This window comes from Agrobacterium sp. CG160-95 (genome assembly GCF_053521725.1).
In genome coordinates this window covers 1,013,305-1,037,524 of record NZ_JBNWDU010000002.1, presented here as the reverse complement: position 1 = coordinate 1,037,524, position 24,220 = coordinate 1,013,305, and the positions used below count along the sequence as shown (strand labels likewise).

The 24,220-nt window shown below is 59.0% G+C and carries 20 protein-coding genes; 6 read left to right on the top strand and 14 right to left on the bottom strand.

The window, feature by feature from the left end; genetic code table 11:
• Nucleotides 1–10: 10 nt before the first annotated feature.
• Complete coding sequence (locus ACQZ63_RS11320; RefSeq protein WP_003508265.1) at nucleotides 11–418, bottom strand: PPC domain-containing DNA-binding protein; 408 nt, start codon at nucleotides 416–418, stop codon at nucleotides 11–13.
• Nucleotides 405–971: a DUF296 domain-containing protein gene (locus tag ACQZ63_RS11315; protein WP_162763656.1), complete on the bottom strand. Its 567-nt coding sequence runs from the start codon at nucleotides 969–971 to the stop codon at nucleotides 405–407. The genes ACQZ63_RS11320 and ACQZ63_RS11315 overlap by 14 nt, the downstream gene beginning before the upstream one ends.
• Nucleotides 972–1,131: 160 nt before the next feature.
• Here ACQZ63_RS11315 and ACQZ63_RS11310 point away from each other — a divergent pair, with 160 nt between their 5' ends.
• Nucleotides 1,132–1,650 (top strand): Lrp/AsnC family transcriptional regulator, encoded by a 519-nt coding sequence (locus tag ACQZ63_RS11310; protein WP_010974190.1) that lies wholly within the window; start codon nucleotides 1,132–1,134, stop codon nucleotides 1,648–1,650.
• A gap of 155 nt (nucleotides 1,651–1,805) precedes the next feature.
• Here ACQZ63_RS11310 and ACQZ63_RS11305 read toward each other — a convergent pair whose 3' ends face one another.
• Together ACQZ63_RS11305 and ACQZ63_RS11300 are read right to left on the bottom strand one after the other, a co-directional pair.
• Complete coding sequence (locus ACQZ63_RS11305; RefSeq protein ID WP_244517194.1) at nucleotides 1,806–3,389, bottom strand: hydantoinase B/oxoprolinase family protein; 1,584 nt, start codon at nucleotides 3,387–3,389, stop codon at nucleotides 1,806–1,808.
• 2 nt (nucleotides 3,390–3,391) lie between these two features.
• The gene (locus tag ACQZ63_RS11300) at nucleotides 3,392–5,485 is read right to left on the bottom strand and encodes a hydantoinase/oxoprolinase family protein (protein WP_113556209.1); all 2,094 of its coding nucleotides are present in this window, start codon (nucleotides 5,483–5,485) and stop codon (nucleotides 3,392–3,394) included.
• Between the two features lie 159 nt (nucleotides 5,486–5,644).
• Here ACQZ63_RS11300 and ACQZ63_RS11295 point away from each other — a divergent pair, with 159 nt between their 5' ends.
• Complete coding sequence (locus ACQZ63_RS11295; RefSeq protein ID WP_113556210.1) at nucleotides 5,645–6,319, top strand: TetR/AcrR family transcriptional regulator; 675 nt, start codon at nucleotides 5,645–5,647, stop codon at nucleotides 6,317–6,319.
• Here ACQZ63_RS11295 and ACQZ63_RS11290 read toward each other — a convergent pair.
• The 3 genes from ACQZ63_RS11290 to ACQZ63_RS11280 form a co-directional block, all read right to left on the bottom strand.
• Nucleotides 6,292–7,056 (bottom strand): IclR family transcriptional regulator, encoded by a 765-nt coding sequence (locus ACQZ63_RS11290; protein WP_013761249.1) that lies wholly within the window; start codon nucleotides 7,054–7,056, stop codon nucleotides 6,292–6,294. The genes ACQZ63_RS11295 and ACQZ63_RS11290 overlap by 28 nt on opposite strands.
• A 169-nt stretch (nucleotides 7,057–7,225) precedes the next feature.
• The gene (locus ACQZ63_RS11285) at nucleotides 7,226–8,878 is read right to left on the bottom strand and encodes a hydantoinase B/oxoprolinase family protein (protein WP_233283667.1); all 1,653 of its coding nucleotides are present in this window, start codon (nucleotides 8,876–8,878) and stop codon (nucleotides 7,226–7,228) included.
• Nucleotides 8,875–10,926 (bottom strand): hydantoinase/oxoprolinase family protein, encoded by a 2,052-nt coding sequence (locus tag ACQZ63_RS11280; RefSeq protein ID WP_112948814.1) that lies wholly within the window; start codon nucleotides 10,924–10,926, stop codon nucleotides 8,875–8,877. The genes ACQZ63_RS11285 and ACQZ63_RS11280 overlap by 4 nt, the downstream gene beginning before the upstream one ends.
• A 476-nt stretch (nucleotides 10,927–11,402) precedes the next feature.
• Here ACQZ63_RS11280 and ACQZ63_RS11275 point away from each other — a divergent pair, with 476 nt between their 5' ends.
• From ACQZ63_RS11275 to ACQZ63_RS11260, 4 genes are all read left to right on the top strand, one after another.
• The gene (locus ACQZ63_RS11275) at nucleotides 11,403–12,932 is read left to right on the top strand and encodes an ABC transporter substrate-binding protein (protein WP_113556211.1); all 1,530 of its coding nucleotides are present in this window, start codon (nucleotides 11,403–11,405) and stop codon (nucleotides 12,930–12,932) included.
• 126 nt (nucleotides 12,933–13,058) lie between these two features.
• A complete protein-coding gene (locus tag ACQZ63_RS11270; protein ID WP_013761253.1) occupies nucleotides 13,059–14,006 on the top strand; it encodes an ABC transporter permease in 948 nt (315 codons plus the stop codon).
• On the top strand, nucleotides 14,003–14,845 hold the full coding sequence (locus tag ACQZ63_RS11265; RefSeq protein WP_035199211.1) for an ABC transporter permease: 843 nt from the start codon (nucleotides 14,003–14,005) through the stop codon (nucleotides 14,843–14,845). Before ACQZ63_RS11270 ends, ACQZ63_RS11265 begins: the two co-directional genes overlap by 4 nt.
• 17 nt (nucleotides 14,846–14,862) lie before the next feature.
• Nucleotides 14,863–16,686, top strand: a complete 1,824-nt coding sequence (locus tag ACQZ63_RS11260) for an ABC transporter ATP-binding protein (protein ID WP_112682004.1) — start codon at nucleotides 14,863–14,865, stop codon at nucleotides 16,684–16,686.
• A 171-nt stretch (nucleotides 16,687–16,857) separates the two neighbouring features.
• Here ACQZ63_RS11260 and ACQZ63_RS11255 read toward each other — a convergent pair whose 3' ends face one another.
• From ACQZ63_RS11255 to ACQZ63_RS11225, 7 genes are read right to left on the bottom strand one after another with little or no spacing between them, the layout of a single operon-like run.
• Nucleotides 16,858–18,186 (bottom strand): NAD(P)/FAD-dependent oxidoreductase, encoded by a 1,329-nt coding sequence (locus ACQZ63_RS11255; protein WP_113556212.1) that lies wholly within the window; start codon nucleotides 18,184–18,186, stop codon nucleotides 16,858–16,860.
• Nucleotides 18,187–18,189: 3 nt separating this feature from the next.
• On the bottom strand, nucleotides 18,190–19,650 hold the full coding sequence (locus ACQZ63_RS11250) for an aspartate ammonia-lyase (RefSeq protein WP_112154452.1): 1,461 nt from the start codon (nucleotides 19,648–19,650) through the stop codon (nucleotides 18,190–18,192).
• A gap of 1 nt (nucleotide 19,651) precedes the next feature.
• Nucleotides 19,652–20,968, bottom strand: a complete 1,317-nt coding sequence (locus ACQZ63_RS11245; RefSeq protein WP_113556213.1) for an FAD-dependent oxidoreductase — start codon at nucleotides 20,966–20,968, stop codon at nucleotides 19,652–19,654.
• A 45-nt stretch (nucleotides 20,969–21,013) separates the two neighbouring features.
• Entirely contained in the window at nucleotides 21,014–21,760 is a 747-nt protein-coding gene (locus ACQZ63_RS11240) for an amino acid ABC transporter ATP-binding protein (RefSeq protein WP_013761259.1), read from the bottom strand.
• Nucleotides 21,757–22,569, bottom strand: a complete 813-nt coding sequence (locus tag ACQZ63_RS11235) for an amino acid ABC transporter permease (RefSeq protein ID WP_003517556.1) — start codon at nucleotides 22,567–22,569, stop codon at nucleotides 21,757–21,759. The genes ACQZ63_RS11240 and ACQZ63_RS11235 overlap by 4 nt, the downstream gene beginning before the upstream one ends.
• Nucleotides 22,570–22,571: 2 nt before the next feature.
• Nucleotides 22,572–23,288, bottom strand: coding sequence for an amino acid ABC transporter permease (locus ACQZ63_RS11230; protein ID WP_113556214.1), 717 nt, complete (start codon nucleotides 23,286–23,288; stop codon nucleotides 22,572–22,574).
• An 18-nt stretch (nucleotides 23,289–23,306) separates the two neighbouring features.
• Nucleotides 23,307–24,140: a transporter substrate-binding domain-containing protein gene (locus ACQZ63_RS11225; RefSeq protein WP_013761261.1), complete on the bottom strand. Its 834-nt coding sequence runs from the start codon at nucleotides 24,138–24,140 to the stop codon at nucleotides 23,307–23,309.
• Between the last annotated feature and the right edge of the window lie 80 nt (nucleotides 24,141–24,220).

Sequence of the window (24,220 nt, the reverse complement as noted above, 5' to 3'; positions counted from 1 at the left end):
TGACGACAACTCACGCCGCCTGCGGCTTTTCCGCAGGCAACCACTCTTCCAGCGTCACTTCAAAAGTCATGCAAACCGGGTTAGCTCCGGCGATGAAGGGACCGCCATAAACCGAACCTTCGGTATCGGCGACGACACCGGTCAGCGAGGCGCGCAGCGAGCCGTCGGGCTGGGCACGCACTTCGCCGGCGATAGAGACGATTTCCACGGCGGGACCGCGTATCTGCAAGAACGCGCCGCTGCGGGTGCCGAGACAGGCATCGACCAGACTGCCCAGCGCGCCGCGCACAAAGGCATTTCTGAAACCTTCGGCAAGGCACAGTTTTTCGACACCGAGAACAAGGTCTTCATTGGGTGCGATGCGGGCATAGGCCACACGCCCCATGGATCCGATTTCGACAGTGTTATGCGTGTTCATCGGCGCGCTCCGTACGGTTCCTGGGTTGAAGAAGGGAAATGTTGGTTTCAGGGTCGAAGGACTGCTGCAGCACGAAACTGTCTAGTGAGGTCACCAGGGCGGAAACGCCGCTCTCGCCAACAATACAGGATTCAGTCAGCAGATGGCCGCCCTTGACCACACCTGCCGCGGTGCGCATGGCGGCATGACAATGAACAATCGGCTCGCCCTTCATGCTGCGCCCGAGCGTAGCATTGCCGAACACAAGCCAGGCCGCACCGGCGTCGATCGGTTTCGTATAGGCAATGACCGCCTTGCCGGAAGGGTCGGGCGGGGCGACGCAATAGGACAATATGTCGAAATAGCCGCCAAGAATGGTGAGCGAGGCATTCTCAATGCCGTTTTCGAAAAGCGGCTGCACGATTCCATCGTAAAGACTGCGGCCCGCCGCAATGAACAGCCGCACGTGGCGCGCGGATGGCGAGTGGAGGCTGTTGATGCGCACCGGCGAGGAAATGCCGGGGTGGATCAACGTTCTCGGCCTTGGAAAATGATGGTGTTCTACGGGTGCCACGCCTGCTCCTCCCTGCTGCCTGTACCTTGCAGTACGGTACTTAAAAATCAGCGGAAGGTGCTTTCGAATGCCAGCGCCAAACCGCCCGTCGGAAAACATTTCTTTCGCAGTCTGCCGCAGTGACGGCAGATTTTTGCAACGTATTGTGTGGAGACCGGGGATGACGAAACCGCTGGACAGAATTGACCGCAAGATATTGCGCACCCTGCTGGAGAACGGCAGGTTGAGCAATGCGGAGCTTTCGGAAAAGGTGGGGTTGTCGCCCAGTCCCTGCTGGCAGCGTGTCAAGCGGCTGGAAGACGAAGGGGTCATTCGCGGCTATACCGCCATTCTCGATCAGGCCAAGCTTGGACTGACCGAAACTGTTATCATCGAGGTGATGCTGGAGCGCCACGACGACGAGGTTCTGGAACGCTTCGGAGAGGCGATGGCCGCTCTTCCGGAGGTGCTGGAAGCCTATCTGACGACAGGCGAATATGATTATCTCATCAAGGTGGCGGTGGCAGGAACCGCAGGCTACGAGCAGTTTCTGCGCCGAAAGCTCTACAAGATCGAGGGTGTACGCCACTCCCGATCCTGTTTCGCACTTAAATGCCTCAAACACACATTATCAGTCGTACCCGATCCCGAACCTCCATCAATGGAAGCGACCGGCACCGGCCGCGTGCCGGCAAGATAGCGGTAGCGGATTGCGGGTAAAAAGGTAGTAGTCGCGTCTGCGCCCCCCTTCGTTCCTCAGCCGGTGGCTGAACCGACTTGAAATTGTCGTTTCCGGGCAATGGCGTGCCGCAGAAGATCGCAGATGTCCAAGGTATGCGGGAGACTGTAGCGTCTCTATTCGATCTGAACCGGAACCCTCCCCCAGCCGCCGCCGCCGGGCGTTTCCACGACGACCGTTTCTCCAGACGAAAGCGTTACCGAGCCTTTGCCGGCTAGCGGTGTCGCAATGCCGGCCGCATCGATGACCGAGTTTTGTCCCGTCGCGCCGGCGTCACCGCCATGCAGACCGTAAGGACCAGTGATCCGACGGTCGGATTGAAGCGAAACACGCGCCTCGTGATCCACCGCTGTAATGGCGCGGATCAGGCCTTCGCCGCCGGCATGGTGCCCCGTCCCACCCGATCCCTGGCGCAGCTCGTAACGTTCGATACGCAGCGGATAGCTGATTTCAAGCGCCTCGATCGGGGTGTTGAGCGTGTTCGACATATTGGCGTGCACGCCATGCATGCCAGCACCATAAGGACGGCCGCCCTGCCCCCCGCCAATCGTCTCGATATAGGTATAAGGCCTTCCGCTTCGGGGATCACGTCCACCGATGCCGATCAGGTTCATCGTCCCCTGACTGGCGGCAGCGATGCGATCGGGCGCGATAAGCGCAAAGGCGCGCAGCACAGTGTCTGCTACGCGTTGCGTGGTTTCAGTATTGCCCGCGCAGACGGCGGCCGGCGGCTGGGCATCGAGGAAACAGCCCTGCGGAATGTGAATTTCGACTGGACGCAACACGCCGGCATTTGGCGGAAGTGTTGCGTCGGTCAGTATCTTGATGGCGTAGAATACCGCCGAATGCGTCATCGGCTTGACCGCATTGACATTGCCACGCCGCTGCGGCGCGGTTCCTGCAAAATCGAATACCAGACGGTCGGGCGCAACATCGACGGCAACCCTGATCAGGACTTTCTCCGGGCTTGATCCATCGTCATCCAGCCAGTCTTCGGCCTCGTAGCGGCCGGGCGGCAACTCAGCGAGGCGCTTCAGCATGCGCCGCTCGGAATAGTCAAGAATGGCCGACAGGCCCTGTTTCAGCCCATCGACACCGAAACGCCCCACCATTTCCTGCAGGCGGGTCTCCCCGATCCTGAGAGCCGCCAACTGGGCATTGAGATCACCGCGCCTCTCTTCCGGTGTGCGCACATTGGCAAGCACCATGCGCATGATACCGGCCTGTTCCGCACCTCCGTCGTAAAGTAGGACTGGCGGAATGATCAGTCCCTCCTGGAAAATCTCTGTTGAGCTGCCGGGCATCGAACCGGGCTCCATGCCTCCGACATCCGAATGGTGCGCGCGGCTTGCCACGTGCGCAACGAGTTCACCTGCGGCGAAAACGGGAGCTATCAACGTGATGTCGGGCAGATGCGCGCCGGCAACAAAAGGGTCGTTGACGATGACGACATCGCCTTCCTTGAGCGGTGGCAACTGTGCAAGTGTCGGCGCAACGGCCCTCAGCATGGAACCAAGATGCACCGGTACGTGCTCGGCCTGCGCGACCAGCTCCGCATTCGCGTTGAAGATTGCGCAGGATGCGTCCATGCGTTCTTTAATGTTGGGCGAAAAGGCAGTGCATTTCAGCACGACGCCCATTTCCTGCGCGGTTGCTTCCAGGGCATTTCGCAGAACTTCGAGACGGATCGGATCAAACATGGTCATTCTGCTACCTCAACGATCAGACTGCCTGATTTGTGAACCGTGAGACGGTCGGCAGGATAAAGAACGGTTGTCGAAGAAACTTCCTCGATAATGGCGGGGCCGAATATCATGTTGCCAGCCTTGAGCTTTTCCCGGGCGTAGACCGCCGCCCTATGGAAGGCGCCACGCGCGCCGGTATCCCCAGGCTCGTAATAGACCGGGCGTTCGCCGGTCCGGGCATCGTCGTCGGGCACAGGGCCTCCGTCGTCGAGTTCGGGAAGCACCGGCGTTTTGATGCGGCCGATACCTGTGACGCCGAAGCCGGCGATCTCGATTGCGGCGTTTTCGTCAGCATGACCGAAGCGGGCCCGGTGCGCGGCGTGAAACCGGCGAGGAAGGTCGGCCCACCAACAGGGTTCGCCGGGATTCACCGTCACTGACAGTTCAAACGACTGGCCCTGATAGCGCGTGTCGATGCGTATTTCCACGTCGCGCCGGTCCGGCGCGACGCCATCGTGATCGAGATGGCCGTCGGCGCGGTCAGTCAGGCGCTTGATGCGCAAAGCCGCTTCAGCTTCGCCATTGGCGGCATAGGGGACGACGTGTGTTTCGACGAAATCGTGGCGCAGGTCTGAAATCAGCTGTCCCAGCGCACAGAGAATGCCAGGGGTCGGCGGCACCATTACACGCGGCATCTTGAGTTCGCGGGCTACGGGGCTGCCATGCATCGGTCCCGCACCGCCGAATGGCACAAGCGCGAAATCACGTGGATCATAACCACGTTCCACGGAAACAACGCGGATGCCCCGAACAATGTTGGCATGGGCTACGCGCAATATTCCTGCCGCAGCCTCATAGACATCAAGACCAAGTGGTTGGGCAATGACATCGTTGATGGCTTTATGGGCCCCATCCAGATCAAGTGTCATCGAACCGCCCAGACGCGATTGCGGCGAGAACCGCCCCAGCACAAGATTGGCATCGGTAACTGTCGGCAACGTTCCACCGCGACGATAGCAAACGGGGCCCGGCACCGCCTCGGCGCTCATCGGCCCCGCACGCAACGCACCACCGTCATCAATCCAGGCAATGGAACCACCGCCCGCACCGATAGCATTGATATCGATAACTGGCAGGCGGATCGGCACGGTTTCGAGATTGGCCGAACGGGTGATTTCCGGCCGTCCAGCCCGGATGAGACTGATATCCGTGGACGTTCCACCAATATCCATGGTGATGATATCGGGAATACCTGCCAGCATAGCCACATGCGCGCTGGCGACCACACCACCGGCGGGGCCGGATAGAACGGTATGGACGGGCTTGAGGCGCGCTCCTTCGAGGCTCATCAGTCCACCGGCCGCATCCATCACCATAACCGGACGGTCGCGGCCAAGGCCCAGCCCTTCCTTCTCATCCTGCAACATACCGGAGAGCGAAGACAGATAACGGTCCATGACCGGACGAAGATAGGCATTGAGCACCGCCGTCGAGCCGCGCTCGTATTCGCGGAATTCAGCATTCACCTCGACCGAAGCGGAAATTGCCACATCTGGGAGGACTTCAGCCAGAATATCGCGCGCCTGCAACTCATGGGAGGGATTGGCGTAAGAGTGGAGAAAAAGGATGGCGACGGCCTCGACGCCAGCCGCCTTCATCGCTTCACTAGCCGCGCGCACATCGGCCTCGTCGAGCGGCTGCAACTCTTCACCAGTCGGCAGAATACGGCCCCGCGCCGTAAAACAAAGTTCGCGCGGCACCAACGGTTCAGGCTTCACTCTGGTCAGATCGAACAGCGTCGGACGGTTCTGCCGGCCGATTTCAAGGAGATCGCGAAAGCCGTGATTGGTGAGAAATGCCGTCTTTGCGCCATTGCGCTGGATCACGGCATTGGTTGCAGTTGTCATGCCATGGCCGACATAAGCAACATCCGCACCGCTCGCGCCCTGTAGGCCCAGGGCGTTTCGCAGGCCTTCAAGCGTGCCGAGCGCACGGTTGACCGGCGTGGTCGATACCTTCGAGACGGTGATGGTTCTCGTCGTCTCGTCATAGGCGATGCTGTCGGTGAAAGTTCCGCCGACGTCGGATGCGACACGTATATGCGGGGTCATAACTGCCTCTTGTGTAACAGTAACGTTGTCGTTACAAAAACAGAAGCAACGGGAGCTGTAAAGAGGTGTTGGCGACAACGCTGCAAAATTCGTTCCCTGCCGAAGAGAGGACAAGACGAGACAAAGATGATATTCACCGGCCACGGAAGGACGACATGAATGAACGACAGGCCGCAGGCAACAAAGGTGAAGGAAAAGCCGCCAGGATCACACGCGGCGCGCACCTCGCGCACCCGCAAGGCCATTCTTGTGGCTGCGGCAGGCGAATTCGTTGCCCACGGTCTGGAAGGTGCAAATATCGAGGCTATCGCCCATTCGGCTGGCGTTAACAAGGCACTTGTCTATCGGCATTTTTCCCGCAAGGAAGCGTTGTTCCGGCATGTGCTGGAAGACGCTTACCGGGCAATGCGCGATGCAGAGGAATCGCTGGCGATGCCTTCGGATCCGGTTGCTGCGCTCGACCGGCTTGTGGAGTTCACCTTTGACTACTACCGGAACAATCAGGGCTTCCTGACGCTTGTTGGCATCGAGAACCTGCACGGTGGCGAGAACATCCGCGAATCGGAGCCCGAAACGGTATATGCGGGAAATATTTCCCGGATGGTGGCGGGCATTCTGGAGCGTGGCGTCACAGCTGGCGTGTTTCGCCCTCGGTTGGACCCTGTCGAGTTATGGCTGTCAATCTCGAATCTGTGCTGGGCCACGGTCTCCACGGCACACACCATCCGCTTTACCTTCGGGCGGGATGTTCTCGCTGAACCGGCGCGCAGCGCGCGCCTTGCCCATGTCCAGGAAATGATCCGGCGTTACGCGTTGAGGCCGGACCACTTGTAGGGCAGTGCTTCAGACATCAGCGCGACGCAGCGCTGTGCCTCGTCATCCGAAACGCTGTTGGCCAGCGCAAGCAGAGAAACCCCGGTTTCACCATAACGATTGTCACCGGGCGCGGGCGCAAAGGAAAGCGTCCAGACCTCGTACCCCGCCGCCTTGCGCGTGCCGATCACATAGCCTTTTTCGAGGAACATCTCGATCTCGGCGCGGATGGTATCCGTTTCGATCTGCCATTGTTCGTAATGCGGGGCGTTGATTTCGAGGATGCGTTCGCGGGATTCCCTGTCCAGCCGCGCCATCATGCAAACCCCTGCATGGCCGATACCAAGCGGCAGACGCCCGCCCACGCCCGAAAGCAAGGGTTGGACCGGCGCCGCGCTGAGCTGGAAATCGAGGCAAACGGATTCGAAACCCGACCGCGCCATGAGAAAACTTGATATGTTTGTGCCGGCGGTGATGGAAATAAGCGCCGGACGGAAGAGATCGACCAAATCACCAATACCTGGCACGCGCTGCGCCAGCGCATAAATCGCGCTACCCAGCCTGTAGTTGCCGCGCCGACCGCTCTGCTCAACAAAACCGTAATGAGACAGTCCCGTCAAAGCCCGATGCACCGCCGATTTAGCATCACCGATCCCATCTGCGATTTCAGCAAGGCTCATGCCGCCGACACCCGCATTGCCTAGCGCCAGAAGAATTTCCGCACCGCGTTCGACATTGCTGGACGATTGCTTTGCCATGCTGTCCCCTGGGTTTCGGTGAATATATCATTCATTAAAATCCGATAATTGGAACTGGATTAGGCAATATGGCATGGGTAGTCAAGCGGGTTAAAAAATTGGAACCTCAAGCCGCTCGCCCAAAAAAGACCCGGCTCCCTATGGAGGGAAACCGGGCCAGCTTGGGAAATCAGAGCCCGTAAACGGATTTGGCCGCTTCGGAGGAAATGCGTCCGTCACGGACGTCGGCTGCAATGGATGCCGGGTCGCGCATGGATGGCTCGCCATATCCGCCGGCACCGGGGGTTACGATCTCGAGAATGTCACCCTTGAAGATGTCGCCGGCACCATTCACCAGCCGCTCGGGCGCACCGAGAATGGTAAAGGAGCCAAGACCACCTGCAAGACCACCGTCCAGACCCCAGGGGCGCGAGACGAAGCGGGAGCCACCGATGGAGACCCGGCAGTCTGCTTCTGCGCGATACACGCGGCGAAGCCCCATGCCACCCCTGAACTGTCCGCCACCACCGGAACCGTCGACCAGTTCATAGGCAACCAGCGTCAGCGGATACTCGGTTTCAAGCGATTCCAGTGGCAGGTTGGACGTATTGGTCATGTGGACATGCACGCCGTCCAGACCATCCTTGTTATGCCGCGCCCCGAAGCCGCCACCGATAGTTTCGAGATAGACCCAGAGGCTGCCGTCCGCGCGTGTACCAGAGAAGCTCGCAACCGCGACAGATCCGTTGCAGGCCGCGGTCACGCGGTGCGGAACCACCTTCGCGAGTGCGCCATGGATGAGATCGACCACACGCTGGCATGCGGCAATGCGGCCATCGACTGCGGCCGGGTGAGCGCAATTGAGCAATGTACCCTTTTTCGCCGTCACATGGATGGGCCGGGCCAGACCGGCATTCGGCAGGACGGTTGGATCAACAACGGTCTTCACCGCATAATAGACTGTGGAGAGGAGAGCGGTATAGACCACGTTCAGACCCGCGCGAACCTGCGGCGGGCTGACGAAATCAAGATGCATCTCGTCACCCTTGACTGTAATTGTCACCGAAAATTCGAGCTCGTCCCGCAGCGATTCCGCATCGAACATATCCGAAAAGCTGTAGGTGCCATCCGGAATGGAAGCGATGCCGGCGCGCATCTTGCGTTCGGCATAGTCCATCAGTTCGCGACCAGCAGCGAGAACCGTTCCGGTGGAATACTTGTCGCAGAGTTCCTTGAGGCGCGTCACGCCAAGGCGGTTCGCTGCCATCTGGGCGCGCAGGTCCGACATTCGCTCATGCGGCACCTGGCAGTTCAGGAGAAACAGCTTCTGGATGTCTTCCTGAAGAATGCCCTTTCGATAGAGGCGAACCGGGGGAATGCGTAGGCCTTCCTGATAGATGTGGGCATGGCCGCGATCTGCGAAGTCGGAATGATGCGCTGTATTGATCGCCCAGGCGATCAACTTGCCGTCCTGGAAAATCGGCTCCGCCAGAACGATATCCGGCAGATGGGTGCCGCCACCCTCATAGGCGTCGTTGCCGATAAACACGTCGCCAGGAGCAAGACTATCCGCGCCCACATGCTCCAGAATATAGGGAATAAAGCCGATAAACGAGCCGAGATGCATCGGGATATGTTCTGCCTGGCAAAGCATTGCCCCCCTGGCGTCGAACAGTGCCGTCGAGCAATCGCGGCGTTCCTTGATATTGGTGGAATAGCTGGCACGAACGAGCGCCTCTCCCATTTCCTCGACGGTGGAGGCAAATGCGCTGCCGATGACCTCGACAGTTATCGGATTGAGTGCTGCAGCAGTGTTCTGTGCGATGGCTGCATTCGTCATCATTTTCCCTCCACGATGAGGTTGAGATAGGCATCGACCGTGGCGACATATCCAGGCGGCAGAACCGTGGTCGAATCCATCTGGTCGATAATGGCAGGACCGGCGACGACGTTACCGGGTTTCAGCAGATCGCGGTTATAGAGCGTCGCCGCAGTAAAACCGCCGGCTTCGGCCATCCAGACATCACGCTTGCCGGAGATCGCAGCAGAGGAATCCTCGCCCTCCATCTCGCGGGCCTTGAACGCTGCTTTTTCGACGACGCCGCTTGCGACCAAACGATAGGTAACAAGCTGCACCGGCTCACCTTCGGCGATGAAGCCATAGAGCTGGCGATGCGCCTGCTCGAAACGCTCCTTGACGAGGCGGAAGGTTTCCTCGGTGATCGGTCCTTCCGGCAAGGCGACTGCGATCTCGTAATTCTGGCCGGCGTAGCGGCAATCGACAGTGCGGGTGACAACGCGGGCGGCTGGTGCGATTTTCTCACGCTCGAACCAGGCATTGGCTTGAGCTGAAAGGCCATCATAAAGCGTGGAGATCGTTCCCGACGCCACCTGGTCGAGGCGATGCAGGACAGTCGCAGAGAAGTCCGTTCTCAGATCCGTCATCAAAAGGCCAAGAGCGCATAAGACGCCCGGCGTCTTCGGCACGACGATGCGCTTCATGCCCAGCTCACGGGCCAGACGCACGGCATGCACCGGACCCGCTCCGCCGAAGGCGACCAGCGCGTAGTCACGCGGATCATGGCCACGCTGGACGGAAATCACGCGAATGGCCTTGGCCATGTTGGCCGTCACGATGTCGAGAATGCCGTTCGCGGTTTCGAGAACGCCCATATCGAGCTTTTCCGCAAGCCGTTCGACGGCCTTTACCGACAGCGAACGGTCAATCTTCATTCGGCCGTTGAGCAGATATTCCGGGTTCTGTGTCTGAAGTACGACATTGGCGTCAGTGACCGTCGGCTCGTCATTGCCAAGGCCGTAGCAGGCCGGACCAGGATTGGCGCCTGCAGAACGTGGACCGACTTTCAGGTGATTGCCGGAATCGATATAGGCGATCGAGCCACCACCGGCCCCGACCGTGTGTATATCGAGCATCGGAGCCTTGATCGGATAACCGTGGACCACCGACTCGTTCACCACTCGGCACTGACCATCAGCAAGCAGTGCAACGTCAGAGCTGGTACCGCCCATGTCAAACGTGATGAGGTTGTCGATGCCGGTCATCCGACCAACCGCCTGGGCAGCGACAACACCGGTCGAGGGACCGGACAGAACCGTGCGTACCGGCATTTCGGCAGCAGCATCAAAGCCGATAACGCCGCCATTCGACTGGGTGAGCTGCGGCGCAACCGTGATGCCGAGATCGGTGAGCTTGCCGGACAGCGCTTTCACATAACCCTGCATGACGGGGCCAAGATAGGCATTGACGACCGTGGTCGACAATCGCTCGAACTCACGGAATTCCGGCGCGATACGGTGTGACAGCGAATGGAAGGCTTCAGGAAACTCATCTTCCAGAATGCGGGCCGCGATCTTCTCATGCTCGGCGTGCATGAAAGAATACAGAAAATTGACTGCGACCGCCTTTACGCCATCGGCCTTCAGAGCCCGCACCGCTTCGCGCAATGCGGTCTCGTCCAGTGGTGTTTCAACAGTGCCAGTGGCCAAAACACGCTCTTCAATACCGAAGCGCAGGTGACGCTCGACCAGAAGTTCAGGCTTATCTGCCTGGAGATCATAGAGGTCCGGGCGTTTCTGACGGCCGATTTCCAGCAGATCGCGGAAACCACCGGTCGTCAGAAGCCCTGTTTTTGCGCCACGACCCTGAATGAGCGCGTTTGTGGCAACCGTTGTACCGTGACCGACATAAGAAACGTCCTCGGCCTTGATGCCCACGCGCTCGATGCCATCGGCCACACCCTGCGTGATCCCGCGCGAAGGGTCATCCGGTGTCGATGAAACCTTCCAGATCACCACCTCGCCCGTCTCATCCTCAAACAGACAAACGTCGGTAAAAGTACCACCGGAATCCACGCCAATCCGCCATGCCATGGCTCGCTCCTTCTTCTGGATGTCATAAGGCAACGCCTCATCTGGAGGACGTGCGACACTGCCTTGATTGCATGCGCCGCCCGCTGCGAAAGCCAAGCCTTCGGCCCCGGAGAAACGGCTGCCGGGCAATCCGGGCCAGTTGTTCAGACCCTAAGATCGGCTTCATTCCCTTGTCAATCTCAATTCCATTATTACGACCAGAATATTTTTGGCATTCCTATAATTAGATTATAAGTCAAAATTACGCCAGAGGTTGAAAAATTTGCGTTCTTATTCCGTTATTTGACACAAAGATTTTGCAATGAATTAATTAATGGAATTTCGCTTGACACCCGGAAAAGGCTCTCTTTATTGTTTTCGATATCGACGGGACCAGATCACGCCCACCGGGACCGACACTTTTCCGGAAAGGTGGCGCGCCGAAATCGTCCACGCCGGCTGGCAAGCATGTATCAAAACATAATGGGGAACTAACCATGATACTCGATCGCCGTACCCTTCTGAAACTGACCGCCGCTTCAGGTGCCGCATTTGCCATCGGAGCGTCCAGATCCTTTGCGCAGGCCTCTTCCGACACATTGCGCATCGGCCTTTCCACCTATCCCGCTCATCTGAAACCGTGGGTGAATGTCGGCTATGCCGGCCAACTCGTTTCTTCGCTGATCAACCGTTTCCTCATGGCCTACACGCCAGAAGGCAAACTTGTGGGTGAACTGGCCGAAAGCTTCGACAGAGACGGCGACCGCGCCTGGGTGATCAAGCTGAAGGATGTTAAATTCTCCGACGGCCAGCCCGTCACGTCGGCCGACATCGAATGGAATATCGAGAAGATCAAGGCGGAGGGCTCCGGCGCCTATACCCGTGATGCGATGCTCGAAGTCGAGAAGGTCGAGATTGTCGATGACCGCACCTTCAAGCTCCTGACGAAATCACCGAACGCGGCGCTGCCGGCGCTCTTCGCCAACCCCTTCCTGCAGATTATCGCCAAGGGTTCGACCGACAAACAGGACCATGGCATAGGCGCAGGCCCGTTCACGCTGGCCAATGCAGAAAAGGGCGTAGGCCTCGATTTCGAAGCCTCCCCGCATTATTTCAAGGACGGCTTGCCGCATTTCAAGAAGGTTCGTGTCACCGCCTACGCCGACGAAAACCTACGTGTTGCAGCGATCACTGCGGGCGATGTCGATGTGATCGATTACGTTCCGTGGAGCGCAATGGACCAGCTCGACAAGGACGCCAGTGTTGCGCTCGAGACAGCTGCCACAGGCGCTTTCATGTTCCTGTCGTTCAACGGAGCTGGTGCATTCAAGGACCAGCGCCTGCGGCGCGCCGTTTCCCTCGCCATTCGCCGCGAAGAGATCGTCAAGGGCGTGTTCTTCGGTCGTGGCGCAGTGCTCGAAGGCGTGCCGCGCTCGTCCGCGACGCCGTTCTACAACGCCGAACTCGCCAAGGGGCAGAGCTACGACCCCGACCGCGCCAAGGCGCTGATTAAGGAGGCCGGTGCAGAAGGTGTGACCGTCAATTTGCTCTCGACCGCGCAGTACGGCATGCACCGCGATACCGCCGTCATCGTCCAGGGCCATCTGGCTGAAGTCGGCATCAACGTGACACTGACGATGCCCGACTGGTCCACCCGCGTTACCATGGGTAACCGTGGTCAGGGCGATTTTGCCATTCAGGGTCTCGGCCTCGACACCTTCGATCCGGATGCGACAAGCGCCCTTATTGACCCGACGCTGTCGCCGACCTTCTTCCGCTCACGCAATTTCGAGGTTCCAGGCCTGACCGAGCTGCTCGCCAAGGGCCGTGCGGAGTTCTACCTGGAAAAGCGCAAGGCGATATATGCCGAAGTCGACAAGCTCGTCATCGAATACACGCCTTTTTGCGGTCTTTCCTACCGCGCCACCGGCTTTGCCCACCTGAAGCGCGTCAACAATTTCCATATGCTTCCGGACCAGATTTCTCCCTTCTCCGGTCGCCTTTTCGACGAGCTTTCGCTGTCGTAACATCTGGAATTAGCCCGGTCGGCACTCGCCTGTCCGGGCACCCGTTTCTCATCTTCCGTGCGGAAGAGGCCTGAAAGGCAAGTATTTTCAGGCTGACGTTGCACGGCTGACTGCCGGAGGGTCTTCATGTTCTGGTTCCTGCAGCGAATTGCCATTTCTCTGGCGCTGCTCTGGGTCGTTACCAGCCTCGTCTTTCTTTCCATTTATATGGTGCCAGGCGATCCGGCTGAACTGCTGCTTTCAGGAGAAGGTTCGACGCCCGACGCGGCTTCGGTTGCGCAGTTGCGCAACGATCTGGGCCTCGACCGGCCGATACTGACGCAATATGTCGATCGGATGTCCGGCCTCATTCGCTTTGATCTCGGCAACTCGATGATCGACGGTTCACCGGTCGCACCCGAAATTGCCAAACGCCTGCCGCGTACACTTGAGCTGATCGCAGCCGCCGCGATCCTCAGTTTGATCATCGGCTTACCGGTCGGCGTTGTCGCAGCCTTGCGACAGGGCGGCAGTTTCGATCGCGTCTCGAATTTTCTTGCCGGTTTTGCCCAGGGCATCCCCGTTTTCGTCGCCGGTACATTGATAATTCTGGTCTTTGCCCAGATGTGGAAGCTGGTGCCAGCCGGTGGATATGTCAATATTTCAGACGACCCCGGCAAGCATCTGATCCTGCTGGCGATGCCCGCCTTTGCCATAGCGCTCGGTCTTGCGGCGATCGTCGTGCGCATCGCGCGTGCCTCAGTGCTCGATGTTCTGCCGCTGGATTATGTCCGAACCGCACGCGCCAAGGGGCTGCCGCAACGGCGCATCATTGCCCGCCACGTGCTGCGCAACGCGCTGATGCCGGTCATCACGGTCTTCGCGCTCAATCTTGGCGGCCTGTTCGGCGGCACGGTGCTGGTGGAATACGTCTTCAACTGGCCGGGTCTCTCCGGCATGCTGGTCAGCGCCGTCAATTCACGCGACTACCCCACAGTTACTGCGGTCATCCTGGTCATTTCGGCCCTGTTCATCACGCTCAACCTCATCGTCGATATTGTCTACGGTGTCACCGATCCGAGGATTCGCAAATGACGCGCTCGCTTCGTCTCGTCTGGCCGCTGCTGCTTGCGCTCATCGCACTGATATGCCTGCTTGCTCCAGTACTGCCCCTGTCAGATCCCCTGAAGATGACCATGGGTCAGCGGTTCGCCGGGCCATCTTCAGCTTTCCCGCTCGGGCAGGATGAAATGGGCCGCGACATTCTCTCCCGGCTGGTCTTCGGCATCCGTATCTCGCTGTTTATCGCCCTCTCGACCTCCATCCTTTCTGGCGTCATCGGTACCGCATTCGGCATTATCGGCGGTTACATGCGAGGTTTTCCGGAAATCCTGACGCTCAGGGCCATGGATGTCGTGCTCTGTTTCCCCCCGCTTCTCCTCGCCATGCTCGCCGTAACCCTTTATGGGCCAGGCCCGATGACACTGATCCCCGTGCTTGCCGCAGTGTTCGTTCCCGGCTTCACCCGCATCGCCTATGCCAGCGTGCTTACCGTTCGCTCGCAGGATTATGTCGAGGCGGTACAGGCCATGGGTGCCAGTAACATCCGCATCATGTTGAAAACCATTTTACCCAACATCATGGGACCTCTTCTGGTTCAGGCCAGCTTCGTCACGGCGGCGGCGGTTGTGCTTGAATCGGGCCTGTCCTTCCTTGGTCTCGGCGTCGTCCCTCCCTCGCCCTCACTCGGGCTGATGATCGGAACCGGCCGGGCGGCCATCGCTCATCAGCCCATGCTGCTTGTCTGGCCCTGTCTGGCGCTGGTCGTGATGATCCTCGTGCTCAACGGGGTCTGCGATCTGCTGCGCGACTGGCTCGATCCGCGTTCGGCGGCAGGAGCCGTCCTTGCGGGCGGCGGCAAGAGCGGCGTATGAAACAGGAAAAAGTGACAATGACCGAAACCACGACTCATCCTGTCCTCTCCATCCGCAATCTCAAGGTCTCATTCCTGCGCGACGGCACGTTCAACCCCGTGGTTCGCGAGCTGAACCTAGACATCCGTGCCGGGGAAACACTTGCGATCGTTGGAGAAAGCGGTTCCGGCAAGAGTGTTACGGCACTGTCCGTGATGCAGCTTCTGCCGGAAAAGACGAGCCGCATCGAAGGCTCGATCAAGCTCGACGACGAAGAACTGATCGGCGCTTCCCCTGCTCGCATGCGTGACATCCGTGGCAACCGGGTGGCGATGATCTTCCAGGAACCGATGACGAGCCTCAATCCGGTACTGACCGTCGGGGAACAGATCGCGGAAGCCCTGATTGCCCATAACGGTATTTCGAAAAGCGTGGCACGGACGGAAACTTTGAAACTGATGGAGAAAGTGCGGATTCCCTCCTCCGCCAAACGTATCGACGATTACCCGCACCAGTTTTCCGGAGGCATGCGCCAGCGCGTGATGATTGCGATAGCACTTGCCTGTCGCCCCGCCCTTCTGATTGCCGACGAACCGACCACGGCGCTCGACGTCACCATTCAGGCGCAGATCCTCGACCTCATCAAAACCCTGCAGGAAGAGGAAGGCACCGCTGTGCTTTTCATCACCCATGATATGGGTGTCGTCGCTGAAATCGCCGACCGTACGCTGGTGATGTATCGCGGCGACCAGATTGAGACCGGCACGACATCAGAAGTCTTTGCCAGCCCGCAAAAGCCCTATACGCGCGCCCTGCTTTCCGCGGTGCCGCAACTCGGTTCTGCCGGCGAAGATGGCCCCAGTCCTTTCCCGATTATCGACATGGAAACAGGACAGGCACTGCCACAGAAGAAGCGGCCCGATACCATCGACGCGGCGAGTGGCAAGCTTCTCGAGGTCAGGAACCTGTCGGCGCGGTTCGAGATGCGATCCGCCTTCACTCGGATGGTGCACTCGCGCGTGCATGCGGTCGAGAATGTCAGCTTTTCGCTGTCGCGAGGTGAAACACTTGCGCTGGTAGGTGAATCGGGCTGCGGAAAATCGACCACTGGCCGCTTGCTGGCCGGACTTAACCGGCCGCATTCCGGTTCAATCCATATCCACGGCGCGGATGTTGGCTCCTTCACCAGATCGGACCTGTCCCGTCAAGTTCAGATGATTTTTCAGGACCCATTCGCCAGCCTCAATCCCCGCCTGACAGTTGAAAACGCCATCGCGGAGCCTCTTTTGATCCATGGGTTGGAAACGCCCCGAAATGCCCGAAAGCTTGCGCGTGATCTGCTTGGCGAAGTCGGTCTGGTTGGGGCTATGGCGAGCCGTTATCCGCATGAGTTTTCCGGCGGGCAACGCCAGCGCATTTGCATCGCAAGAGCGCTGGCGCTCCAACCCGAACTCATCATTGCCGATGAGGCGGTTTCGGCACTCGACGTTTCAGTCAAGGCTCAGGTGGTAAACTTGTTACTGGACCTTCAGGAACGACTGAAACTCGGCCTGCTGTTCATTTCCCACGACATGGCAGTTGTCGAGCGCATGAGCCATCGCATAGCTGTAATGTATCTCGGCGAAATCGTTGAGACCGGACCGCGCGAAGCTGTTTTCTCCAATCCGCAACATCCCTATACCAGGCGCTTGCTATCGGCCGTGCCGCTACCAGATCCCTCACGCAGGCATATGCGGCGCAAATTCGCTGATACAGAGTTGCGCAGCCCAATCCGGCCGAAAACTTTCACGCCGCCAAACCGCGAATATCGCGAAGTTACACCCGGCCACATGGTTCAGGTGTGGAATGAGGAGTGGGCCTGATCTGGCCCTGGGCGTCCGTATCAGCCTGGACGACCTGACGGGAAACCTGGCCGTTTTCCGAGCCGTAAGATGTCTGCGAGATGACCGGCGCGGCAAGTATCAACTCGCCTGTAGCGCGTCTCGCAGAAGCGGGGTCGCGCACCGGACGCTATCTCTTGATCTTTAAAAATCTTACCGCAAATTCTCCAGCGAGCGGTGCAGTCGCCCGAAACGCTCCAGGCGGAACGGCGCCGGATCGATGCATGGCTTGGAGCCTGTCACCAGATCAGCCGTCAGCGCTCCGGCACCGGGGCCGATACCGAATCCATGGCCGGAAAATCCGACGGCCAGATAAAGGCCGGGAATGGCACTTGCAGCAGAGATCACCGGAACGGCATCCGGCGTGACATCCATGAGGCCGCCCCAGGTAGCCGTGATGCGGGCATTAGCAAATGCCGGGAAGGACTTGGACAACTTGTCGATACCTTGGGAAATGAGCTTCGATGACGGAACGGGATCGAGAACGCGGATCTGCTCGAACGGCGTCACAGCGTCACTTTTCCATTGGCGGGGCATCGCCATTTCCCGCAGGAACTGCCCGCCTGTCCGAAAGCGTAATGCCCGCCAGTTTTTAACGAGCGACGGCAGGTAGTCGGCGAACAGACGGAAGCTATCCGGAGTGACGGGCGCGATATCGGCGTTGCGCTGCGCTACCGTAAAGCCGCCATCATGACGGCGACGGAAGGCGAAATCGTTACCGCCCACCGGCATATCCGTCATGCCATCAACACCCGACAGACGCGCGACGCTGCCCAGGATTTTGAGGATCGGAATATCAATTCCCATATTGCCCGCAAAAAGCCTGGACCACGCGCCACCCGCCAGCACGACGGAAGAGCAGCGGATTTCGCCATGTTCCGTCACCACACTGCTTACCTTCCCGGCGGAGCGTTCGATTGACCGGACCGCACAGCCCGTGAGGATATGGGCACCCTTTGCGGCAGCACCGCGTGCCATGGCGGGAACCGCCATGAACGGTTCGGCCTTGCAATCGCTCGGAGTGTGCATCACGGCCTTGAACTGCCTGCCCATGCCCGGCACCAGCGCGTGCATTGCCTCACCGCGCACAATGCGCGAGTCGAGACCCAGTGCGGCGGCATGTTGGAGCCACTCCTCGTAAAAGGCGACGTCAGCGTCCGTCTCGCACAGATAGGCAATGCCGCACTGGCGCAACCCGGTTTCGGCGCCGACCCGCTCGTTCATGCCTCTCCAGAGCCTCAAGCTTTCCATGGAAAGCGGCAACTCGGCCGGATCACGCCCCATCTGGCGCACCCAGCCCCAGTTCCGGGACGATTGCTCACCAGCGATCAGCCCCTTTTCACAGACGGCAACGCTGATGCCACGCTCGACCAGCGACAACGCTGTCGATACGCCAATGATGCCGCCACCGATAACCACGACATCCACGTGCGCAGGCAGGGTCTTCGACGACAAGACGGCATCAGGGATTATTCTGGACATTTTTTAGCGCCTGTTGAGGGTGGATGTGCGGTTGCGGAAGCTGGCGATCCGTTGCTCGGTCCGGTCCGGGTCTGCGAATGCTGCAACATCGGAAAAAAGCAGGTCGGCCTCCGCTCGCGTCATCAGTCCGCAAGCCTCGGAAGCCTCCTGGACGGACAGGCCGTTGGTGGCCGCATGCTTGGCGACGGCAGATGCCGCCGGATAGCCGTAGATCGCCACCAGTGCTGTCGACAGGGCGAGCGATCCGGATGCATCGCTGAGGCCGCGCTCCGTATTGACGGTTATCCCCGAGATACAATGGGAGACAAAAAGCGGGATCGCGCGTCGCATCAAACGAATGCTTTCGCTGATGGCTTCGAGAATGATCGATTCCCATACATTGAGGTCAAGTTCACCCTCGGCGGCGCGGGTGACTGTGGCATCATTACCGATCACACGGAAGGAGACCTGCATCATCATTTCAGGCATAACCGGATTGACTTTGCCCGGCATGATCGACGAACCCGGCTGCACCGCCGGAAGGGTGACCTCGGCAAGCCCCGCCCGCGGTCCTGATGACATCAGGCGCAGATCGGCCGCAAATTTCGACAGGGTCAGGGCGATTGCTTTCAATGCGGCTGAAATCCTCACCCAATCGTCGGCATTTTGCAGCGCGTCGAAAAAATTCTCCTCCGGCTGATAAGATTTGCCGGTCAGTGCCTGCAATTCTTCGAAGACGAAGCGGCGATAGGCTTGCGAGGCGCCAAAGGCAGTGCCGACGGCAGTGGCGCCAAGCGGCAGCCGCAGACAAACGTCTTCCAGACCAGACATCCCCGCCATCTGTCGCTCAAAGGCGGCTGAATAACCTGAAAACTGCTGACCGAAAGTGACAGGGAGCGCATCCTGCAAGCAGGTTCGACCAAGCTTGACCACGTCGCGAAAGGCATTCTCCTTGACCCGAAGAGCATCGACGAGAGAGCCCAGACCTGCGCGGAGGCCAGCCAGTTCACCCCCAACCGCCATTTTCATTGCCGAGGGAATGACATCGTTAGTGGATTGCGCCATGTTGACATGGGTATTGGCATGAACGGGATCCTGTCCCTTCCTGCCGGTCAGAATTTCACTTGCCCTGTTGGCCAGGACTTCGTTGACATTCATATTGGCCGCAGTACCGCCGCCGCCATGATAGATATCGACAGGAAAATCCTGCCTGCCTGGCATTACAGCGTGTTCGCTCGCAGCCATTTCGATTGCCCCGGCGATCTGCGGATCAAGGTCGCCGGCCCTGCAATTGGCCCGTGCGGCAGCCTGCTTTATGGCAATAATCGCCGGGATGAAGCCTTCGATATCGGCGATCGTCCGGCCGGAAATCGAGAAATTCTCGACCGCGCGCGCCGTCTGGATGCCATAGGCCAGGGCGGCCGGTATCAGCCGTGTTCCGAGCGCATCTTCTTCCAGGCGCATTTCCGCTTGCCCTTCATCCATCTCAACGCCCCGGCCGGTCGAGGAAATCGCGCAGACGATACCATCCGGTAAAGGCAGGCAGAAACCATGGCTTGCCGGAATAAAAAGGAACGGCGGTGAATTTTTGCCGGTCGAACGCCGATTTGGCGTTTTGCTCGCCCAGGATCTTTCGCGCCGTCTGATAACCGAGATAGGTCATCAGCGCGACACCGTTGCCATTGCATCCCACCGCAAAATTCGCCCCATCGCGCTCACCGATATGAGCGAGCTTGTCAACCGTCATGGCGACACTTCCGACCCAGGAATGGGTGATCTTGACGCCAGCGAGCTGGGGCCAAACAGCCAGCATCCTGGCATAGATGTGCTTTGCGGCGCGCCTTTCCGACATTTCGAACACACCCGGGCGCGAACCGAACAACAGCCGCGTCCCGTCCGTCGATGGTCGGCTGAAGATGAGATCCCGGCGGGTGTCCGAAATCATGCGGCCCTGCGGGATAAGCTCAGCCATCAGATCGGCCGGCAACGGCTCGGTAGCGATTTGATAGCTCTTTACGGGCACGAGCCGGCGCGCCAATTCCGGCGTCGCATCATCCGCCGTATAGCCATTGGTCGCGACGATCACATCCTTCGTGCGGATCGTCCCACGCGCCGTTGGTACAATCTTATCGCGGTTTGGCCCGTCCTCAACGACGCCAGCACGGGCGTGGGAACGCAGCATGACACCGGCAGCCTTGGCCCGCCCGCGCAGCGCCTTGTGGTAAAGTCCCGGATGCAGGCCGCCATAGTCATCTATCAGCATACCCCCGTGATAATAATCCGAACCGATGGCCGCGCGCTGCTGATCTCGATCAAGGAAGCTGACCTTCACGCCAGTCTTTTCGGCAAGCAGAGCGCCGTGGCGCTTCAGCGTCACGTAGTCTGTGGCGGTGTAGGCGCCAAAGAAGCGACCAGTCAGCTTCAGCCCGGCATCGAGCTTCTCCGTGTCGATTAACATTTTCAGATATTCGAAGCTTTCGTTACTTTCGCCGATAAGCCGGTTGATCAACTCCGGGTCAATTCCCTTGATCGCGCCTCCAACGACGAGCTTCTGGCCGCTGGACACCATTCCGCCGGACCTCGTCGAGCAACCGGAACCGAGCCGGTCACTGTCCAGCACGACAACGGAGCGTCCGGCACGCGCAAGGTGGGTTGCGGCAGCAAGACCGGCATAGCCGGAGCCGACAACCACGACGTCGGCATACTCGGGAACGGGATCGAGATTCGTCTCCGGCTCGGCCTCCTCCCACCAATAGGGAGCTTCCTTGAAATCGGCGGCGTAGATATCGTCAAACTTACGCATTGCATACCGGGCCGCAAAGGCCCGCCTTTCAGGAGTTTTGGGCAATCACAGAACCTGGCCAAGAAACTCGCGTGTGCGCGGATCTTTTGGATGGTCGAACAGCTCGACGGGTGGGGCACTTTCAACAATCAACCCCCGGTCGGTGAAGCAGACGCGGTGTGAAACCTCACGCGCGAATTTCATTTCATGGGTGACGAGGACACAGGTCAGCCCTTCCTCAACAAGCTCGCGGATCGTAACGAGAACCTCCTTGACCGTTTCCGGGTCCAGGGCGGCAGTCACCTCATCGAAAAGAATGACTTCCGGCTGCATGGCAAGCGCGCGGGCAATAGCCACGCGTTGCTGCTGGCCGCCGGAAAGCTGGCCAGGATAGCTGTCGGCCTTTTCCGACAGGCGCACCTTGGCGAGAAGCTTCCGAGCGCGATCCGCGACCTCTGCCTTGTCATGGCCGAGCACTTGGATCGGCGCCATCATGATGTTTTCCAGGGCGGTGCGATGCGGAAAGAGATTGTACTGCTGGAACACCATCGCCACCTGGTGGCGCAATGGCCGCATTGCCTTCTCGGTGCGCATCTCGTGCACCTTGTGATTTCCCACCCGGATAAAACCCTCATTGACCGGAATCAGGCCGTTGATGCAGCGCAAAATGGTCGACTTTCCGGAACCGGACGGTCCGATGATGCAGACAGCCTCCCCCTTGCCGACGCTGAGGGAAATTCCTTTCAGGACCTCGAACGTGCCGAAAGATTTCCGGATGCCATCGATCTCGATCAGGGCGTTGGAGCGGTTCATAGATTGTCTCCTTTAACCGCATGCTCCAGGCGCCGCGCGAAGATCGCGATCGGGTAGCAATAGGCAAAAAACAGGAAGAGGATGGTCAGATAAAAATAGACGAGCGCCCGTTCGCTCTCCATCGCCAGTGAGGTGTTGAGGATGGTCAAGACGTCCTGAATACCCGTGACCGTGGCAAGCGCGGTTGCAATCATCAGCAGGGCATAGAGGTTCATCCAGCCAGGTATCATCCGGCGCAAGGCCTGGGGAAGGATGACGTAACGATAAATCTGCAGCTGGGTGTAACCGAGCGAACGGGACGCCTCCCATTGACCGCTATGGATCGACTGCACCGCCCCGCGAATGACTTCGGAGAAGTTCGCCGCCGTCGGTAACGCCAGCCCGATGACCGCCTTTACGAAAGGCGGGAAGGGAACGACGAAGCCGAAGATCTTCATCTCGAAAGGCAGAATGTAAAGCATCGCGAAAAGCAGCACGAGCCAAGGCGAGTTTCGCAGGAAATTCATGACGAAAAATGCCGGCAGGCGAATGAAGGGCGATTTTGCGAGCGTCGCAAGACCCATCACTGTGCCAAGGGTAGTCGCCACCGCCATGGAGGCAATCGACAGCAGGATGTTGAGGATGAAGCCGCCGCTTATCGGCCAGCCGGAGCCGGAGCCTGTCAGGAGCAGTGGCAGGCGCACGGCGACGCGGTTCCAGTGTTGCGCGCCGCCGGCGAGTGCATCGATCGCAATCCAGATTGCCACCGCAAGCGCGATGAAAAGCAGGACGGCGCGTTTTTTGTTTTCGTAAGTCATGGTGGAGACCATGGTCACTGTCCCTTTCCATAACCGGGGAAAGCCATCCAGGATTCGAGCCTGGACATTGCAAATGTCAGGATGGATACGAGCCCCACATAGATGACGAGCACGAGGATCATGACCTCGAGTGTGCGAAACGTGTCGTTGTAGATCTGGCCCGCGTAATACATCAGTTCCGGCACCGTAATGACCGAAGCCTGAGAGGTTGTTTTGAACAGGTTGGTGAGAATGTTGGTAATCGCTGGCAGGCTGATGCGCACAGCAATCGGCGCCTCAACTTTCCAGAAACGCGACCACCGGCTGTATCCGAGCGACCGGGCCGCTTCTATGATCGACCGCGGCATCGTTTCGATACCGGACCTGAAAGCCTCGATCGCCAGCGCTCCGCCAAACAGGCTGAGCGAAATCGAGGCGCAGGCGAATGCACTCAGTAGCGGCATCTGCAAACCGGTGGAGGGATCGGTGACTTTCAACCCCAGTGTCGACAGCGTGAAATAGGCAAAAAGCATCTGCAGCAGTGGCGGCGTGTTGCGGAACACCTCCACGAACAGCTCGATGATGGCATCCAGCCAGAAAATCCGCAAAGTCAGCGCAAGCGCACCGAGAAGGCCGATGATGATCGCGGCACTGGATGACAGTGCCGCAAGCTTGAGTGTGTTGAGGACCCCGGTGAGCAGCCATTGCTGATAGGCTGGATCCGTAAGCCAGGAATAATCAAGACCGAACAATAGCTGCTCCAGACCCTATCAGTTCAGTTTTGCTTTGGCAGCCTTGGCGCGCTCGGCAATGTAATCGGCGTGGGGAATATTGAACTCGGTTTCCCAGGCGATCATCTTGCCTTCGGCTTCCGCCTTGGTGATGGCCTTGTCCACAGCCTCCTGGAACGCCTTGTCGCCTTCGCGGATACCACCTGCCATCGGCAGATACTCATAGGTGGGGACGGCGACCTTGTAGCCCTTCCAGTCCGCTTCCTGAACCTTAAGGTCAAGGGTCATCTGGTCGAAGACAAAACCTACGCAACGATTGTCGCGCAAAGCGCGCATGGCCTCCGGTTGGGTCTTGAAGGCAACGAGCTGGATTCCGAATTCCTCGGTCATCTTCTTGTTATAATAGGATCCCTGAATGCCGCAGACCGGCTTACCCTTCAGTTCCTCCCATTTGCTGGTGGTCGCTTCTTTAGCCATCATGACCGCCGGGCCTGGCGACGATACGTAAGCGGTGGTGAAATCGATGACCTTGTCGCGCTCCGGCGTGACGCCAAGCGTCGCGAAAATCGCATCGATACGACCAGCGGTCAGGAACTCGATACGATTGGCGGCAACGACCGGCACAAATTCGATCTTGTCTGAAGACCCCAGAAGTTCCTTGGCGACGTATTTCGCCAGTTCGACTTCGAAGCCGATGATCTCACCCTTGTCGTTGAGATACCCATAAGGTGGATAATCGTTCTTGACGCCGACGATCAGCTTGTCGCGGGCCTTGACGTCATCAAGCGTACCGGCGAGCGCGGCACTGGCCGCCAGCATGCCCAAGGCCGCCAGGGCGGTAGTTGCGAGAATGTTTGCTGCTTTTTTCTTCATTTTGTTCCCCTGTTTGTTCAAGCGGGTCTGGCGTTCTCGAAACCCGCAGGTCGTCTTCAAAATCAAGCTGCCTACAAAAT

What these genes read in the sequence shown, in the direction of transcription:
- ACQZ63_RS11225 (WP_013761261.1), bottom strand. Translation starts at nt 24,140, where the DNA reads ATGAAGAAAAAAGCAGCAAACATTCTCGCAACTACCGCCCTGGCGGCC.
- ACQZ63_RS11255 (WP_113556212.1), bottom strand. Translation starts at nt 18,186, where the DNA reads ATGTCCAGAATAATCCCTGATGCCGTCTTGTCGTCGAAGACCCTGCCT.
- ACQZ63_RS11260 (WP_112682004.1), top strand. Translation starts at nt 14,863, where the DNA reads ATGACCGAAACCACGACTCATCCTGTCCTCTCCATCCGCAATCTCAAG.
- ACQZ63_RS11235 (WP_003517556.1), bottom strand. Translation starts at nt 22,569, where the DNA reads ATGGTCTCCACCATGACTTACGAAAACAAAAAACGCGCCGTCCTGCTT.
- ACQZ63_RS11240 (WP_013761259.1), bottom strand. Translation starts at nt 21,760, where the DNA reads ATGAACCGCTCCAACGCCCTGATCGAGATCGATGGCATCCGGAAATCT.
- ACQZ63_RS11305 (WP_244517194.1), bottom strand. Translation starts at nt 3,389, where the DNA reads ATGTTTGATCCGATCCGTCTCGAAGTTCTGCGAAATGCCCTGGAAGCA.
- ACQZ63_RS11290 (WP_013761249.1), bottom strand. Translation starts at nt 7,056, where the DNA reads ATGGCAAAGCAATCGTCCAGCAATGTCGAACGCGGTGCGGAAATTCTT.
- ACQZ63_RS11310 (WP_010974190.1), top strand. Translation starts at nt 1,132, where the DNA reads ATGACGAAACCGCTGGACAGAATTGACCGCAAGATATTGCGCACCCTG.
- ACQZ63_RS11300 (WP_113556209.1), bottom strand. Translation starts at nt 5,485, where the DNA reads ATGACCCCGCATATACGTGTCGCATCCGACGTCGGCGGAACTTTCACC.
- ACQZ63_RS11320 (WP_003508265.1), bottom strand. Translation starts at nt 418, where the DNA reads ATGAACACGCATAACACTGTCGAAATCGGATCCATGGGGCGTGTGGCC.
- ACQZ63_RS11245 (WP_113556213.1), bottom strand. Translation starts at nt 20,968, where the DNA reads ATGCGTAAGTTTGACGATATCTACGCCGCCGATTTCAAGGAAGCTCCC.
- ACQZ63_RS11285 (WP_233283667.1), bottom strand. Translation starts at nt 8,878, where the DNA reads ATGATGACGAATGCAGCCATCGCACAGAACACTGCTGCAGCACTCAAT.
- ACQZ63_RS11295 (WP_113556210.1), top strand. Translation starts at nt 5,645, where the DNA reads ATGAACGACAGGCCGCAGGCAACAAAGGTGAAGGAAAAGCCGCCAGGA.
- ACQZ63_RS11280 (WP_112948814.1), bottom strand. Translation starts at nt 10,926, where the DNA reads ATGGCATGGCGGATTGGCGTGGATTCCGGTGGTACTTTTACCGACGTT.
- ACQZ63_RS11270 (WP_013761253.1), top strand. Translation starts at nt 13,059, where the DNA reads ATGTTCTGGTTCCTGCAGCGAATTGCCATTTCTCTGGCGCTGCTCTGG.
- ACQZ63_RS11265 (WP_035199211.1), top strand. Translation starts at nt 14,003, where the DNA reads ATGACGCGCTCGCTTCGTCTCGTCTGGCCGCTGCTGCTTGCGCTCATC.
- ACQZ63_RS11275 (WP_113556211.1), top strand. Translation starts at nt 11,403, where the DNA reads ATGATACTCGATCGCCGTACCCTTCTGAAACTGACCGCCGCTTCAGGT.
- ACQZ63_RS11250 (WP_112154452.1), bottom strand. Translation starts at nt 19,650, where the DNA reads ATGGATGAAGGGCAAGCGGAAATGCGCCTGGAAGAAGATGCGCTCGGA.